Source organism: Actinomycetota bacterium, assembly GCA_005888325.1.
In the GTDB taxonomy this organism is placed as follows: domain Bacteria; phylum Actinomycetota; class Acidimicrobiia; order Acidimicrobiales; family AC-14; genus AC-14.
In genome coordinates, this window is sequence record VAWU01000062.1 from 43,955 (window position 1) to 60,802 (window position 16,848).

General features: G+C 71.1%; 10 protein-coding genes. 3 read left to right on the top strand and 7 right to left on the bottom strand.

Annotated elements, in window-relative coordinates:
- The first annotated feature begins 223 nt into the window (after window positions 1-223).
- A complete protein-coding gene (locus E6G06_17840) occupies window positions 224-1,489 on the top strand; it encodes a hypothetical protein (GenBank protein TML87556.1) in 1,266 nt (421 codons plus the stop codon).
- Between the two features lie 379 nt (window positions 1,490-1,868).
- Here the strand turns inward: E6G06_17840 and E6G06_17845 are convergent, their stop codons facing one another.
- Window positions 1,869-4,136: an aconitate hydratase gene (locus E6G06_17845; GenBank protein ID TML87417.1), complete on the bottom strand. Its 2,268-nt coding sequence runs from the start codon at window positions 4,134-4,136 to the stop codon at window positions 1,869-1,871.
- Between the two features lie 32 nt (window positions 4,137-4,168).
- Here E6G06_17845 and E6G06_17850 point away from each other — a divergent pair, with 32 nt between their 5' ends.
- Window positions 4,169-5,107: a hypothetical protein gene (locus E6G06_17850; protein ID TML87418.1), complete on the top strand. Its 939-nt coding sequence runs from the start codon at window positions 4,169-4,171 to the stop codon at window positions 5,105-5,107.
- A 19-nt stretch (window positions 5,108-5,126) separates the two neighbouring features.
- On the opposite strand, the gene E6G06_17855 is transcribed toward E6G06_17850, so the two are convergent.
- From E6G06_17855 to E6G06_17880, 6 genes are all read right to left on the bottom strand, one after another.
- Window positions 5,127-5,621 carry a hypothetical protein gene (locus E6G06_17855; GenBank protein ID TML87419.1) on the bottom strand — a complete coding sequence of 165 codons (495 nt, stop codon included), beginning with the start codon at window positions 5,619-5,621 and terminating at the stop codon, window positions 5,127-5,129.
- 72 nt (window positions 5,622-5,693) lie between these two features.
- On the bottom strand, window positions 5,694-10,055 hold the full coding sequence (gene gltB / locus E6G06_17860; protein TML87420.1) for a glutamate synthase large subunit: 4,362 nt from the start codon (window positions 10,053-10,055) through the stop codon (window positions 5,694-5,696).
- 204 nt (window positions 10,056-10,259) lie between these two features.
- Window positions 10,260-11,135: a 1-acyl-sn-glycerol-3-phosphate acyltransferase gene (locus E6G06_17865; protein TML87421.1), complete on the bottom strand. Its 876-nt coding sequence runs from the start codon at window positions 11,133-11,135 to the stop codon at window positions 10,260-10,262.
- Window positions 11,132-12,721, bottom strand: a complete 1,590-nt coding sequence (locus E6G06_17870) for a DUF2088 domain-containing protein (GenBank protein TML87557.1) — start codon at window positions 12,719-12,721, stop codon at window positions 11,132-11,134. Before E6G06_17870 ends, E6G06_17865 begins: the two co-directional genes overlap by 4 nt.
- Window positions 12,718-13,869: a zinc-binding dehydrogenase gene (locus E6G06_17875; protein ID TML87422.1), complete on the bottom strand. Its 1,152-nt coding sequence runs from the start codon at window positions 13,867-13,869 to the stop codon at window positions 12,718-12,720. Before E6G06_17875 ends, E6G06_17870 begins: the two co-directional genes overlap by 4 nt.
- 37 nt (window positions 13,870-13,906) lie before the next feature.
- A complete protein-coding gene (locus E6G06_17880; protein TML87423.1) occupies window positions 13,907-16,216 on the bottom strand; it encodes an NAD-dependent epimerase/dehydratase family protein in 2,310 nt (769 codons plus the stop codon).
- Between the two features lie 23 nt (window positions 16,217-16,239).
- Between E6G06_17880 and E6G06_17885 the strand changes: the two genes are divergently transcribed.
- The gene (locus tag E6G06_17885; GenBank protein TML87424.1) at window positions 16,240-16,836 is read left to right on the top strand and encodes a TetR/AcrR family transcriptional regulator; all 597 of its coding nucleotides are present in this window, start codon (window positions 16,240-16,242) and stop codon (window positions 16,834-16,836) included.
- Window positions 16,837-16,848 lie beyond the last annotated feature (12 nt).

Sequence of the window (16,848 nt, forward strand, 5' to 3'; positions counted from 1 at the left end):
AAACACGCGTGTCGGCGCCTTCTCGACGGCGCGGTCGCGATTGTGCATCCACACATCTTGCCTGCTTCGGGAGCGCTCAATCAGCTAGCTTCCCGAGCGCCTTCTTCTAAAGAAGAAGCCCGTGCTCACATCGTCGGGCGACGTAGGGCGCCGGAGCGATACGCTGCGACCAGCGCTCCGGAGGTACGCCATGCGGGTGCAGAGGATGGCGGCAGGTGTCGGGATGGCCGTGCTGCTGGTTGGCTGCACGGTGCGGGTGAGCGTCGACACCAACGGGGGCGACCCGAACTCCTCCAGCGTGGGGCCCTCGGTCAGCGCGGACGGGCGCTTCGTGGCTTTCGCCTCGCTGGCTTCCGACTTGGTCAACGGCGACAGTAATGGGCTGCACGACGTCTATCGGCGCGACCTCAAGAAGAACAGGACGATCCGGGTCAGCCTCGACAAGACCGGGGGCGACCCGAACTTCGACAGCTCCGACGCCTCGATCAGTTCCGACGGTACCAAGGTCGCCTTTCTCTCCAATGCCTCCGACCTGGTCGACGGCGACACCAACGGCAAGGACGACATCTTCGTCCGCAACATTCGCATGGGTGTCACCACCCGCGCCTCGGTGGACAGCGGCGGAGGCAACACCAACGACCACAGCACCAATCCCGACATCAGCGCCGACGGTCGCGTCGTGGCCTTTGCATCGCTCGCTTCCGACCTGGTCCAAGGCGACACCAACGGCTTCCCCGATGTCTTCGTGCGGAACCTGGTGGCGGGTACGACCACCCGGGTGAGCGTCGACACCGCAGGCGGCGACGCCGACAACTCGAGCTTCGACCCGTCGATCAGCGCCGATGGGCGCTACGTGGCCTTCGTGTCCTACGCGTCGGACCTCGTCGCGGGCGACGCCAACGGCAAGGCCGACATCTTCGTACGGGACCTGGTGGCGGGCACGACGGTGCGGGCGAGCGTCGACACGGCTGGGGGCGACCCGAACAACTTCAGCGACTCACCCGACATCAGCGCCGATGGCCGACGGATCGCCTTCGCCTCGCTGGCGTCTGACCTCGTCGCGCACGACAACAACGTATGCTTCTCGGAGCAGGGCCCCGTCTCTTGTGTCGACGTCTTCGTGCGCGACCTCGTCGCGGGCACGACCATCCGCGTCAGCGTGGACGCGGGTGGCGGCGACGCCGACAAAGGCGGCTTCGACCCCTCGATCTCCGGCGACGGCGGCCGCGTTGCGTTCGCCTCCGACTCGTCGGACCTCGTGGCCAACGACGGGAACCGCACCACGGACATCTTCGTGCGCGACCTCGTGGGCGCCGCCACCACCCGCGCCAGCGTCGACACGGCTGGCGGCGACCCCGACTCGTTCAGTCGTGAGCCGGCGATCACGGCCGACGGCAGGGCGGTTGCCTTCGAGTCGTTCGCCACCGACCTCGTGGAGGGCGATGGCAACAACACGGTGGACATCTTCGTGACGCCGTTGGGGCAGTAGCTGTCGGCGGTACCGGGTTCGCCGCGCCTGGTCGTCCTTGACAACCTTGCTCGCGCCCTTCACTCGCACCCGGGGAGGACCCGCATGGGGACGTTCAGGCTGGAGCCCTTCAGCCGGTGGGGCGTTGTACGGCTACATGCGAGGAACCGAGATCTGGGATGCCAACGGGCTGTTCACCGCGACATGGAACCTCGAGGTTCAAGGCGGCCTTGGCGATTATCGCAGCGCAAAGGGTTTGCTTCGGTGGCAGGGGACGCGCAGAGGCGACCTGGCGGGGTCTACCGACGAGTTCACGGTCAACGGGTCACTACGACTTCCCTAGCGTCGCAGTCGCCTCATGCGCCGCAAAAGTCAGACTGCACGCTGTAGACGGCGGACGTCAGCGGGACTGCTCCTGCTGCCGCCGGATGATGTTGAGCGCGCTACCGGCCTTGAACCACTCGACGTGCTCCTGCGAGAGCGTGTGGGTGCACTCGATCTCGGTCGTGGTGTCGTCCGCGTGGTGGATGCGCGCGCGTACGGGCGTGTCGGGTGCCAGGCCCGAGAGCCCGAGCACCGAGATGCGGTCGTTCTCGTGGACCTCGTCGTACGCGGAAGGGTCGGCGAACCAGAGGGGAAGGACGCCCTGCTTCTTCAGGTTCGTCTCCGCGATGCGCGCGAACGAACGGGCGAGGATGGCGCGTCCGCCCATGAACCGGATCTCCATCGCCGCGTGCTCGCGCGACGACCCCTCGCCGTAGTTCTCGTCGCCCACCGCGACCCACGCCATGCCCTTGTCCTTCAGGTGCCTGGCGATGTCGGGGAACGGCTCGATGTCGCTGTGCACGGGGCAGCGTCCCTGGCCCGCTTCGCCGGTGAACGCGTCGACCGCTCCGGAGAACAGGTTGCGGCTGATGTTCTCGAGATGCCCGCGGTAGCGCAGCCACGGCCCTGCGGGCGAGATGTGGTCGGTGGTGCACTTGCCCTTGGCCTTCACCAGGACCGGCAGGTCCTCGAGGTCGTTCCCGTCCCATGCTTCGAAGGGCGTGAGCAGTTGCAGCCGGTCGCTGTCGGGGCGCACCGACACCTCCACGGCCGAGCCCTCCGCAGGCGGGGCGACGAAGCCGGCCTCACCGCTCTCGAACCCGGCGGACGGCAGCTCCTCGCCGAGGGGTGATTCGAGGCGCACACCGTCGATGTCGTCGGCCAGGGGGTTGAAGTCGAGCGTGCCGGCGAGCGCGTACGCCATCACCAGCTCGGGCGACGTCACGAAGGCGAGGGTGGACGCGTTGCCGTCGTTGCGCTTGGGGAAGTTGCGGTTGTAGGAGTTCACGATCACGTTGATCTGGCCGTCGACCACGTCGTCGCGTCGCCACTGGCCGATGCACGGGCCACACGCGTTGGCGAGCACGGTCGCTCCGATCGCCTCGAGGTCGGCGAGCAGGCCGTCGCGCGCGATGGTGGCGCGCACCCGCTCGGAGCCCGGCGTCACCATCAGCTGGGTTCGCACGCGGAGCCCCGCGGCCGCAGCCTGACGGGCGATGTGCGCGGTGCGCGTGATGTCCTCGTAGGACGAGTTGGTGCACGATCCGATGAGGCACGAGCTGATCTTCAGCGGCCAGCCTGCGGCCTTGGCGTCGCTCGCCATGCGCGACACCGGATGGGCCAGGTCGGGGGTGTGGGGCCCGTTGAGCTGCGGCTCGAGCGTGGACAGGTCGATCTCGATCACCTGGTCGAACACGGCCTCGGGGTCATCGGCGACCTCGGGGTCGGGGGCCAGGTGCTCGCGCACCGCTTCGGCGCGGTCGGCCATCTCTTCGCGGCCGGTGGCCTTCAGGTAGATCGCGGCATGGTCGTCGTAGGTGAAGAGGGACGTCGTCGCACCGATCTCCGCGCCCATGTTGCATATCGTGGCCTTGCCGGTGGCGCTGATCGAGGACGCGCCCGGCCCGAAGTACTCGACGATCGCGCCGGTGCCGCCCTTCACCGTGAGGATCTCGGCCACCTTGAGGATGATGTCCTTCGCCGCGGTCCAGCCGCTGAGCGCACCCTTGAGGTGGACGCCGACGAGCTTGGGCCAGCGCACGCCGAAGGTGCCGCCGGTCATCACGTCGACCGCGTCGGCGCCGCCCACTCCGATGGCCACCATGCCCAGGCCGCCGGCGTTCGGCGTGTGGCTGTCGGTGCCGATCATCATGCCGCCGGGGAACGCGTACTGCTCGAGCACGACCTGGTGGATGATGCCCGACCCCGGCTTCCAGAAGCCGATCCCGTAGCGCTCCGAGACCGTGCGCAGGAAGTCATACACCTCCTGGTTGGCCTGCTCCGCGGCGAGCAGGTCGACCGCGGCGCCGTCGTGGGCCTGGATGAGGTGGTCGCAGTGGACCGTGGTCGGCACCGCGACCTGCGGGAGACCCGCGGTCATGAACTGCAGCAGCGCCATCTGGGCGGTGGCGTCCTGCATTGCCACCCGGTCGGGGTAGAGCTCGCTGTAGTCGCGGCCCCGGGTGACGCCCTGCCCCTCGGGATCGGCGAGGTGGTTGAAGAGGATCTTCTCGGTCAACGCCAGCGGCCGCTTCATCCGTTCACGGGCGGTCGTGACCCGATCGGGTAGGCGGCCGTAGACCTCGTCGATCAGCTGAATCGGTGTACCCGCGGTGACAGCCATGCGGCCAGCCTACGCGTGCTCAACTGTCGGTGATGACGACGAAAGCGAGCGACCTCGGACCGCCGCGTTGGCGGGGCCAGCCCCACCGCCTCGAGGTCTGGTACGCCACGTTCACCGACCCACGCACGACCGACGGCTATTGGTTGCACCACGAAATGGTGGCGCCCGACGAGGGCGCGCCCTACGCCCACGGTTGGTGCGCCGTGTTCCCGTTCGACGGGCCCCCTCGAGGCGAGCGGTTCGGGCCCGCTCCCCCCGATCCCGGCGGCGACGCGTGGTTCTCGGCGGCCGGGGCGCACGTCGACGGCGCGGTGTTGCGCGGCGCCGCGGGCAATCTCACGTGGGACCTCGCCTACGCCGACACGTCGGCGCCGCTGTACACCTTCCCGTCGTGGTCGTGGGAGAAGGAGGTGCTCCCCGCGTCACAGATCGTGCCGTTCCCCACCGCCCGGTTCACGGGCACGGTGTCGATTGCGGGGCGGACGGTCGGTCTCGACGACGCCGTCGGCGCGCTTGCCCGCATCTACGGCCACGGCAATGCGGAACGCTGGGCTTGGCTGCACGCCGACCTGGGCGGCGGCGACGTGCTCGAGGTGGTCGCGGGCGCGCCCCGCAAGCGGGGGCCGGTGGCCATCCCACCGGTGCCGCTCGTGCAGCTGCGCCTCGACGGCGAGGACTGGCCCGACGACTCGGTGAGGGCCGCGGCCCGCGCCCGGGCCAAGGTCGCGCTGCCGCAGTGGAGCGTGAAGGTGGTGTCGGGTCGTCGACGCCTGCTGGTCGACGTCACAGTGCCCGTGGACGCGTCGGTGGCGCTGGGCTACACCGATCCCGACGGTGCCACCGCGACGTGCACGAACAGCGAGCGGGCCGACGCCGAGATCGTGTTGCAGCGCTGGGACGACGGCTGGCGCGACGACCGGCGTTGGTCGTTGCGCGGCACGGCCCACGCCGAGGTGGGCACGCGCCCCTGACGGTCAGGCCCGTTCAGGCTCAGGCGGACGTGCCGACGAGCGCCTGCACGCTCGTGAACGAGTTGGAGGTGTCGCTCGTGGCCGCGGCGACGATGATCAACACCACCGCGAGGACGATGCCGAGCACGACGAAGCCGATGTTGATCCACGCGATGATCTTGGCCGCCGAGACGAGCCCTGCACCGTCGAGCGCGCCGTTCGAGGCGTCGATGTTGCGCTTGGCGGAGGACGCGAGGAAGAGCGCGACGATGGCGGGGATGAGCGGGCACACGATGAACGCGCAGATCGCCAAGACGAACGCGGCGATGGCGTTGCCCTCGGTCTTCCGGGGCCCCGCGTAGCCGGGGTAGCCGTAGTGCTGGTACGGCGACGGCCCGGGTGGTGGCCCCCATTGCTGGGTCGGCTGCTGCGGCGGGGGTGGCGGGGGCGGCCAGCCGGGGGATTCGCCCGTCGGCGGCTCGGTGGGCGGTGGTTGCTGCGGGGGAGTCCAGCCCGGCGGCTCCTGATCACTCACGGTCGATCTCCTTTCCTCCCTCTTGTCGTCGGCAACCGTCCTCAGCACGGCTGCGTACGACAACAACGCGGTCTACGCGCTGGCCGCCACCCGGCCCGCCTGTTGGACCTCGATGCGCCGCACGCGGTCGACGGGCGCCACCACCCAGAGATGCGCGGCGGCGGTCGCCCAGTCGGCGAGCAGCTCGGCCGCACGCGGTGAGCCGGTGAGCTCGTGGTGGCGCTCGACGAGCCAGCGCAGCTCCTCGAGGTGCTCGGAGTCGGGTCGCTCGGCCTGCACGAGCGCGGTGTTGAGCCGCGCCGTGAGCAGGGCGTCGGGGTCCCAGACGAAGGCCATGCCGCCGGTCATGCCCGCGCCGACGTTGTAGCCGACGTCGCCGAGCACCACGACGACGCCCCCGGTCATGTACTCGCACGCGTGGTCACCCACGCCCTCGACCACGGCGGTCGCCCCGGAGTTGCGCACGCCGAAGCGCTCGCCCGCAGACCCGGCGATGAACACCTGGCCACCGGTCGCGCCGTAGAGGCAGGTGTTGCCCGCGAGCACGGGGGCGCCGTTGTCGTCGGCCGGCGGCCGGATGACCAGGCGCCCGCCGGCCATGCCCTTCCCGACGTAGTCGTTGGCCTCGCCGTCCAGCTCGAACTCGATGCCGTGGGTGAGGAAGGCGCCGAAGCTCTGGCCGGCCGACCCGTCGAACCGGACCGTGGCCGTGCCGCGCGGGGACGCGTCGCCCCACTCGAGCGCGATGGCACCGCCGAGGGCGGCGCCGACCGTGCGATCGGCATTGGTGATCTGGTACTGCAACTCGACGTCGTCGCCGTCCCAGATCGCGTGGAACGCATCAGCGAGCAGCCGGTCGCCGAGCGCGGAGCGCGGACGCTGGAGCTCGAGCGGGGCGACGAAGCGTCGCGGCGCATCGGGATTCCCCGGAGGCGTGATGAGCGGCGTGAGGTCCATCGCATCGGCGCGCGGGTCACCGGTGACCTTCTGGCGGAGGCACTCGACGCGCCCGATGGCCTCGTCGAGGGATCGCAGGCCGAGCGACGCCAGCAGGCGGCGCGTCTCCTCGGCGATGAACAGGAAATAGGCGGCCACGCCCTCGGGGGTGCCCCCGAACTTGGCCCGCAGGTGCGTCTTCTGGGTGGCGATGCCCGTGGGGCAGGTGTCCTTGTGGCAGGCGCGGACCATGATGCAGCCCTCTGCGATCATGGCCGCGGTGCCGAACGAGTACTCGTCCGCGCCGAGCAGCGCGGCGATCAGCACGTCGCGCCCGGTCATGAAGCCCCCGTCGACGCGAACCCGGATGCGGGCGCGCAGGCTGTTCTCCACCAGCGCGCCCTGGGTGTCCGCCAGGCCCAGCTCCCACGGCAGGCCCGCGTGCTTGATCGACATCAGCGGTGACGCGCCGGTGCCGCCGTTGGCCCCGCTGATCTGCACCACCTCGGCGAGCGCCTTCGCCACGCCCGCGGCGATCGTGCCGACGCCGTCCTCCGCGACCAGCTTGACCGACACGTCGGCCAGCGAGTTGACCTGCTTCAGGTCGTAGATCAGCTGGGCGAGATCCTCGATCGAGTAGATGTCGTGGTGCGGTGGCGGGGAGATGAGGTCGACGCCGGTCTGCGTGTGGCGCAGGCGGGCGATCTCGTCGCTCACCTTGGCGCCGGGGATCTGGCCGCCCTCGCCGGGCTTCGAGCCCTGGGCGATCTTGATGTTGAGCTCGTCCGCGAACGCGCAGTACTGGGGCGTGACGCCGAAGCGGCCCGACGCGATCTGCTTGATGCGGCTGTTCTTGTCGTCGACGTTCTGACCGCGCGTGCGGTAGCGGTAGGGATCCTCGCCGCCTTCACCGCAGTTCGACTTGCCGCCGATCAGGTTCATCGCCTGCGCGAGAGTCTCGTGCGCCTCGCGACCGAGCGACCCGTGCGACATGGCGCCGGTCGAGAAGCGGCGGGTGATCTCGAGCGCGGGCTCCACCTCGTCGAGCGCGATCGCGGGGCCCGCCGGCACGAGCTCCATGAGGTCACGCAGCTCGGCCGGGGGCCGGTCGTGCACGAGAGCTGCGAAGCGCTCGTACGTCTCGTCGCTGCCGTCGGCGATGGCCTTCTGCAGGAGGTGGGCCGCCTTCATCTCGTTGAGCGCCTTGACCACGTCGTCGTTGTGGGTGTGGTACTCGCCCCGCTTGCGCACCCGGTAGTAGCCCGCGTCGCCGAGCTTGGAGTCGGCGTGGCGGGCGAGGACGTCGTCGCCGAGCGCGTCCCACCCGATGCCGCCCACGATCGAAGGTGTGCCGGTGAAGCAGGTGTCGACCACCTCGGGCGCGAGGCCGATGACCTCGAAGATCTGCGCGCCTCGGTACGAGTCGACGGTGGAGATGCCCATCTTCGACATCACCTTGAGCACCCCGCCCTCCATGGCTGCCTGCAGCTGGTTCTGGGCCTGGGTGCCCAGCAGCTCCGAGTCCTCGTTGCGCTCGGCCTCGGCCAGCACGGTCTCGAGCGCGAGGCGGGGGCAGATCGCGTCGGCGCCGTAGCCGAGGAGGCACGCGATGTAGTGGACGTCGCGGGCGTCGTCGGCCTGCACGATCAGGCTGGCGTCACCGCGCAGCCCGGAAGCGATGAGCCGCTGGTGGACCGCGCCCGCCGCGAGGAGCGCGGGGACCGGCGCCCGCTCCGTGGAGATGTTGCCGTCGTCGACGATGATGATCCCGATCCCCTCGGCCACGCGTTTCTCCGCCTCGTCGCACAACGACGCGACCGCTTCGCGCAGGCCGCCGGGGCCCTTGGACGCAGCGAAGGTGGCGTCGAGACGCGCCGTCCCGTAGATCGCGTGCTCGGGGTCGGCGAGGTGATCGACGGTCGTCGGGTAGACGAAGAACGATCGCAGCGTGAGCAGACGCGCGGCCTCGGGGCCCTCGGTGAGGATCGGCTGACGCGGCCCGAGCATCGTGCGCAGGCTCATCACCAGGCGCTCGCGCAAATGGTCGATCGGCGGGTTCGTGACTTGAGCGAAGCGCTGACGCAGGTAGTGGTGCACGGGTCGCGGCCGGCCCGCGAGCGGTGGCAGGGGCGAGTCGTCGCCCATCGAGAAGGTGGGCTCCTTGGCGTCGTTGGCCATGGCCTTCAGCACCATGGCCAGCTCCTCCTTGGAGTAGCCGTACACGGCCTGACGACGCTCGAGCTCGTCGGGCGGTGGTGTCTCCTGCACCGCGCGACCGCGCGTGACCGGGCGCAGGCCGTCGGCGGCCCAGCGCGCGTACGGGGCCGCAGCCGCGACCCGCTCCTTGCACTCCGCGTCGAGGAGGACGCCCCGGCTCGGGTCGACGAACAGCATCTGGCCGGGGCCGAGGCGACCACGTGTCACCTGGCCGTGCCCCGACACGTCGACCGCGCCCGCTTCGGAGCAGCACGCCACGAGGCCGTCGGAACAGATGGCGTAGCGCAGCGGCCGCAAGCCGTTGCGGTCGAGCGCGGCGCCCACGCCGAGCCCGTCGGTGACGATCAGACCGGCGGGACCGTCCCACGGCTCCATGAGTGAGGCGTGGTAGCGGAAGAAGCCGTGCACCGCGGGGTTGAGGTCGCGCTCGCCCTCCCACGCCTCGGGCACGGCCATCGCCACCGCGTGGCGGATGTCGCGGCCGCCGCGCACGAGCAGCTCGATGACCGAGTCGAGCTTGCCCGAGTCGGAGTCGTCGTCGTCGATCACAGGGTGGAACAGCTCCTCGGGCCCGAGGCCCACCGCCTCCGTGCCGAGCACGGCCCGTGCACGCATGCGGTTCACGTTGCCCGCCACCGCGTTGATCTCGCCGTTGTGGCACAGCATTCGGAAGGGCTGCGCACGCTCCCACGACGGGAGCGTGTTTGTCGAGAAGCGTTGGTGGAACACCACGAACGAGGTGGCGAAGCGCTCGTCGGCGAGGTCGTCGTAGAAGCGCGGCAGCGCATCGGCCGCCACCAGGCCCTTGTACGCGATGGTGCGGAACGAGCACGACGCGACGTAGGTTCCTTCGGTCGACGCGTCGATGCGTCGACGGAGGCGAAAGGCGGCGCGTTCGTCGGCGCGCTCGGCGTTGAACACCATTTGGACGATGCGCGGCCGCGAGGCCAGCGCCTGCTCGCCGAGCTCGCGGTCGTGGGTGGGCGGCTCGCGCCACTCGACGACGCGCAGGCGCTCCTCGGCCGCCGCGGCCTCCACCGCCTCGCGAGGGTCGTCGCCGCGGACGAAGAGCATGGCCACGCCGTTGTCTTCACCGAAGATGGCGGGAGGGATGGGCAGGAGCACACCGGACCCGTCCGCCGTCTTCGCGTCGGCGGCCACCGCCCCCCGGTGGCGCACGCACGCCAGTCCGTGGAGCGCGGCCTCGACGATCGCACGCGAGGCCCGACCATGGGCGTCCGCGACGAAGCCGATGCCGCAGGCGTCGAGCTCAGGGCGCAAGACTCACCTCGCGAGGGATCAGTTGGGGTCTGGACTGTCGATCACAGCCGGGGCGCTTCCTCGATGAAGGGAGCGCCATTGCCCTCGTCTGCCCCGGTGCTTCTGGACGACAGCGTACCGCAGGGCGGTGCCGGATCCGTGTGACATTTCGACGCCCGTCCCACCCCCGTTCAGAGAACGGGGGTGGGACGGAGGGGAGAGGGGTCAGCGGGGCCAGCGGCGCTCGGCGGGCTGGCGCCGAGACTCGTCGAGGGCCCACGTCCGCCGCCATGACGTCGTGCGCGGACCCGCGAGCGAGGGTGTCTCACCCGTGGCGGCGCGCCGGCGGGCGGTCCACCAGTCGGTCGCGCGCTCGTCGGCCAGCGTCGCCACCGCGGCTTCGATGCGCGAGCCGAACGAGCGGGCGTCGTCACCGTCGCCCGGTCGCAGCGGCGCGCCGAAGGTGACGTGCACCGTCGCAGGGGTCGGCAGCTTGGCTCCCCGCTTGAGCACACGGCGGGTGCCCTCGAGGTGCACGGGCACGACGGGAAGGCCCGTGCGCAACGCCAGGTAGGCAGCCCCGCCGCGGAAGGCCTGGCCCCAGCCGTCGGGGCTGCGACCCCCTTCGGGGAAGATGACGAGGCTCCACCCGTCGTCGAGGAACTCGGCCGCGAGATCGGCCGACCGGCGGCTGACGCGTCGGCGCTCGATCGGGAAGGCGCCGATGGCCAGTGCGGAGACCGCCCCGGTGACGCGGTTCGGGAAGAAGTAGTCGGCGCCCGCGGCCACGACGGCTCGGTGGCGGAACCGGTCGGGGAGCGAGGTCAGCAGAAGTGGGGTGTCGAGATGGCTCTTGTGGTTGGCGGCGAAGATCGCCGGCGGCTCGAGCGCCTCGAGGCGGTCGAGGCCGTGGAGCTGCGGTGAGCCGAGCACGCGCACTACCGGCCGCAGCACCTGGTCGACGATGAGCGCGCGCGCGACGCGTGCGGGGTAGCGCCGGGCCCACGCGATGTCGTAGTCGGTGCCGGTGCGTCGCTCGAGCGGACGGCGCTCGACGCCGCCCGGCCAGGTGGGCGCCGTGAACGGGAACGAGCCCTTCATGTCACGTCGGCCAGCAGGATGGGCGGGTTGTGGATGTGCGTGATCGACGGGTCGCGCCCGACGACGTCCTCCGCCATCTCCAGCGCGTCGCGGAGGCTCGATGCCGGCTTGAACCCCAGACGTCGCACCGCCTTCGGATCGCCACCCACCACGATGACGCCACCGAGGTGTTGGAGCGCGTGCGCCCCCCAGTACCACATGTAGAAGGGGTGGACGCCGTGGTACGCGTGGCTGGTGCGGTAGAGGTGGACGTACCAGGGATCGGTGGCGAAGTCCTCCTCGAACTTGGCCTCGATCTCCACGGGGTCGGTCGTCTCCGAGAGCACCTGCTCGAAGAAGTCGATGTAGCTCGGATGGTGGACGGGGTGGAACTCCCACGGCGTCGGATGGCTCATGATCAGCACGCCGCCCTGTCGCACCAGCGGTTTGCCCCGGTAGAGGTTGAAGAAGTAGCCGAGCCCGAGGCACATCACGAGGATCGGGTTCATGATCGAGTTCACGTTGTAGGGGCAGATGTAGGGCAGCCCCATCGTGAGCACGTCGGTCTGTCCCTCGACCGGCACCAGCTGCTGGCGGTAGACGTTGGCCGTCGTCGCGGCGTGAACCGCCTCGACCTCACCCGCGTGCACACCCGTGATCCCGTACGGAGCCCGCTGCGTCTGGAAGAGCGAGCGCGCGATCCGCGGCGGTGTGCGGTCGAGGGCCTTGGCCGCGGCGAAGTACGACGCACGATCACGGGCCGACCACTCCCACTCGCGCTTCTGGAGGAAGGCGAACGGCTTGGGGAACGTGTCGTTGTTGAGCGTGGTCTCGATCTGGAAGACCTTCACGCCTGACGCCGCGATCAGACGGCCCATGCGCCAGTTCGACGAGTGCAGCTCGGAGCGCTCCTGATCCATGAACGAGCGGCTGTGCTGCATGGTCTGCACGTTGTGGTGATGACGCAGCGACCGGTAGGACGCGAGACCCGTCGCCACGCTCTTGTGCCCACCGTCCATGGCGACGAGGTTGATGTTGACGTAGACGAGCAGGTCGCTCTCGGCTGCACGCCGGTTGATCTCGACGTCCTCGCCCTGGTCGGTGTGGCCGAGGTGCACGAGGTTCGCGGGGTCCTCCGCGTCGTGCTGCAACAGCAGGCCGTTGGGCTCGAACGCGTCGAAGACCCGAGCTCCGAGCGCGTGCCGCAGCTCGTGGTCGTGCATGCGTCGGTGCAGGGCGAGCGCGGCGATCAGCACGACGTCGTCGACCGCGGCTTCGGCCGCGAGGTCGAGCACGGCCTCGATGACGCGCTGGCGTACGTCGGGCGCGCGCATGGGGGGAAGCGGCAGCGAGATGTCGTCGAACGCGATCGTCAGCTTCATGCCCGGGAAGAGCAGGGCCGGCAGCGGCTCGCGGTCCCCGAGCGGGTGGAGGAGCGCGTGCCGGATGGCGTCGTCGGGGTCCTCGATCGGCTCCAGGGGCTCCGCCGGGTAGACGACCCGCGACCCGACCGGCAGCGGCTCGAGACGGAAGCCCTCCCCGTGGAAGAACAGCGTCGGCGGGGTCGAGCGGTCGACCTCGAGGACGAACCCGGGCCTGCCCATCAGCGGTTCCTCTCTCGCTCCTGGCGCAGGTCGAACGCCACCTTGACCGCACCCCTCCGCCCTGCGGCGGTGGCGTGGTCGATGGCCTCTCTGAAGCGCTCGAGCGGGTAGACGGCGGAGACGAGCCGCTCCAGCCCGGCCTCCTGCACGAGATCGAAGGCGAGGTCGAAGGTGCGGCGCCCGATGTCGACCTCGGTGCCGTAGGCGTAGGCCCCGACCAGCATGACCTGACGTTGCCACAGTGGCGTGAGGTCGAGGTTGACCCGACCGGGCATGCCCACGAGCACGATGGTGCCCGCGGGACGGACCACCGCGAGCGCTTCGGTGATCGTCGCCTCGCTGCCGACGCAGTCGACGACGACGTCGGCCCCACCGGTCAGGCCGGTGTCGAGGGCCATCGAGCCCGTCGCCCGCCGCACGGCGCGACGCAGCTCGGCGGGCTCGACGACGGTGTCGGCACCCAACTCGCGCGCCAGCCGCCGTTGCTCGGGGTGCTTCGCGGCGGCGATGAGGCGGCCCGGCAGCGCGTGGGTGCGGAGCGCGGCGATCGTGCAGAGACCGAGCGTGCCCGCGCCGATGACGGCGACGGTGTCGCCGGTGACGCCGGGCGCGACCGCGGCGTGGATCGCGCACGCCGCGGGCTCGACCATCACCGCGGCCTCATCGCTCATCCCGTCGGGGACGCGGTGCAGCTGGCTCTCGTGGGCGACGAGCGCGGTGCTCCAACCTCCGCCGGTGTCGGTGCAGAAGCCCGTCTGCAGACCGGGCTGCAGGTGGCCGAAGGCGAGACGCTCGCATCGATCGGTGGCGCCCTCGGAACAGGCTTCGCAGGGTGGGTCGATGCCGCGGGCCGCGCAGGCCAGCACGGGCTCGACGACGACACGGGTGCCGTCGTCGAGGTCGCCCACGATCTCGTGCCCGGGCACGAACGGGAACGACACGATGGGCTCGAACCACCGGGACGAACGTCCCTCCACCGTCGCCAGGTCGGAACCGCAGATACCTGCCAGACGGGGCCGCACCCGCCGCCAGTCCGGCCCGGGGAGCGGGGGCTCCTCCGCGTCGCGCGTGAACGCGAGCGGCCCCGCCTTCCAGGCGACGCGCGCCGCGGCCAGGCGCGGCAGCGACCGTTCGAAGACGAGCGCCTTCACCCCGCCCTCCCGAAGGATGAGGGGGAGACGAGCGGCGTCATGCGCGCGGCCCGATGGGCAACGGCGCCCGTCGTGCGCCAGGCGCCTTCGCCCAGTGCTCGACGTGCCAACCTCGCTTGCGCGCGATGGCGGCCAGCTTGGTCTCGGGGTTGACCGCGACGGGATGGCCGACGGCCTCGAGCATCGGCAGGTCGCTGGCCGAGTCCGCGTAGGCGACCGACTCGACGAGCGACAGGCCCTCTGCGTCCGCGTACTCGGCCATCACCAGCGCGCGCGCCTCCCCGGTCGGTGGCGCGGTCTCGAGCTCGCCCGTGAGCCGGCCGTTGTGGCGCCCGAGGCTCGCGCACACGACGTCGTCGAACAGCGGGCGCAGCGGCGCGACGACGAAGTCGAGGGCGCCGGTGATGAGCACGGTCCGGTGGCCCAAGCGGCGATGCTCGCGGACCCGCCGGATGCCCGCCGGGAACGACTTCATGAGGAGCAGGTCGCTGAACAGCTCCCATGCGTCATGCTCGAGCCGCGCCGCGGGCGCGCCGTCGTAGCGCCGGTAGAAGTGGCGCAGGAAGTCCCCCCGGTCACGGCGGTCGAGCTTCAGCAACGAGGGCGCCTCCCTGAGCATGCGCGCGGTGAACCGGGCCCGCTCGTCGTCGGGCAGGTGACGGGTCGCGAGCCACGCGTACGACTCGACCACGTTGGACGCGATCAACGTGTTCTCGAGGTCGAACGCGGCCATGTGCCGGTCGGGGGAGAGCACGGCGCGCCGACCGCGCTCGTGGCGCGACAGGCCCTCGCGCGCCACTCCCGTGGTGCGCACCCGGGCGTGGTGCACGACCGACGGAAGGTGGATGTCGGTCACGTAGTGGGTCCAGTCGATGGCGCTCGTGTCGAACGGGAACGTGGCCCGATCGGCAGGGTCGAGCGTCGACCAGAGCGCCTGCAGGCGCGTGTCGTCGAACACGGCCTCCGTCTCCGCGTACGCGCCGTAGAGCTCGACGTAGCCGAGGGCGCGCTCGGCCTGACCCTTGCGCTCCTCGAGCTGGGCGGACAGGTCGGCCCGCTTCCCCCGCACGGGAAGTGAGGTCAGCACCCGCTCGGCGGTGTTCAGCGCGCGCAGGCTGCGCTGGAGCTGGCCCTGCACGCGTCCCCGGCCCGGGAACGTCCACTTGCGGACGACGATGGGCTGGCCGTCGTTGTCGTAGAGCGGGTGCTCGGTGAAGTAGTCGTGCACGAGGTCGACGAGACGGCGGTAGCGCAGCGGGTTGCGGTTGCCGGTCGCCGCCTGGAACACGGTGGGCCCCTCGGGCGAGGGCCCCGCGGCCCCGACCGCGATGACGGCCGCCACCACGTAGTCGACGGGGATGACGTCGACGATGCCCTCGGGCAGGCCGGGGAACTCCCGCAGCAGGCCGCGCGCGTAGGAGATGATCACGGGCTCGGCCATGCGGAAGCCGCGGATCCAGCCCGGGTACGGCTCCGCCAGCGCCGACTCGATGATCGAGGGCCGCACGATCGTCACCGGCACATCGCCCCGCGATTCGAGCAGCGCCCGCTCGCCCAACGACTTGGTGTAGGCGTACGCGTCGGGCCAGCCGAGGGCAGAGGCGCGCGCTCGACCGGCTTCAACCATACGGTCGACCACCCACTGCTCGCGCCTCCGCTCGGCCTTGGTGGCCAGCAGCGGCGTGCCCGCCGCGCCCAGCTCGTGGCGTGCGGCGCGGGAGAACCGGGCGAGGTGCGCGGGCCGCCGGCTCTCCGCGTCGAAGTCGGCGCGCGCCCGGCGGGCCGCTTCAACCTCGGCGCGCCAGGAGACATCGGTGCTGAACGGCGTCTCGCTCAGCGGCGCCTCCGGCGCCCGGCCCCGGCGTGCGCCCGCAACGTACGCCGTCGAGATGGCGACGAGGTGCGCGCTCGAACCGAGCTCCTGCAATGCAGCGGCCATGCGTGTCGGCCCGAGCAGGTTGACCTCGACCGCGGTGTCGAGAGGCGAGTCGAAGCTGACGCTCGCGGCGGAGTGGATGACGGTGTCACAGCCTCCGAGCTGCGCGCGACCCTCGTCGTCGAGGCCCAGCCCGTCGACGGCGACGTCGGCCGCGACCACGTGGAGGCGGCGGGCGATCTCGTCCTCGAAGGCGGCGCCCCACTCGTCACGGAGGCGCGAGAACGCGTCGTTGCGCACGATCTCGCGCCGGGCGCGATCCGCAGCGGAGGCCCGGCGACCGGGGCGGACGAGGATCACGACCTCGCAGCCGGGCACGGTCCGCAGCAGGCGCTCGACGACGGCCGTGCCGAGGAAGCCGGTGGCGCCGGTCACGGCGATCCGCTGGCCGCCCAGGGCCTCGTCGATCACCCCTCTTCTCTACCATCTGGTAAGTGAGAACGCCCGACCGGATCCTCGACGCCGCGCTCTCGTCGTTCGGCACCCGGGGCTACGAGGCCACCTCGCTCGACGATCTCGCCGCCGGCCTCGGCGTTCGCAAGCAGACGATCCTGTACCACTTCTCGTCCAAGCCCGCGCTCCTCGACGCGGTGATCGACCGCTCCGGTGCCGAGCTGGCGGCCGCGCTCGAGCACTCGCTCGCCCGGGCCGGGCCGGGATGGGAACGGGTGGAGGCGATCGTGCGATCGGTGTTCCGGCTCGCCGCCCGCCGCCCCGAGCTGCTCGGGCTCGTGCGCGAGGTCGGCCGGCTGGGCCCACCCGCCGCCACCCGCCTCACCGAGGCCCTCGACCCGCTGGTGACCCGGGCGACCGAGTTCCTCGACGCCGAGATGGAGGCCGGCAACGTGCGCCGCCACGACTCCCGGCTGCTGCTGCTCACGGCCTACTCGGCCGTGATCGGCGTGGCGACGGAGGTCGACGTGCTGCGCGCGCTCGGGGTGGAGCCGACGGCCCGCTCGCTGCTGCAGCGGCGTAAGCAGCTGCTCGAGTTCCTCCGCTCCGCGCTCCTTGTCTCACCGCCCGGTGCGTAGCCGCCCCGGCGG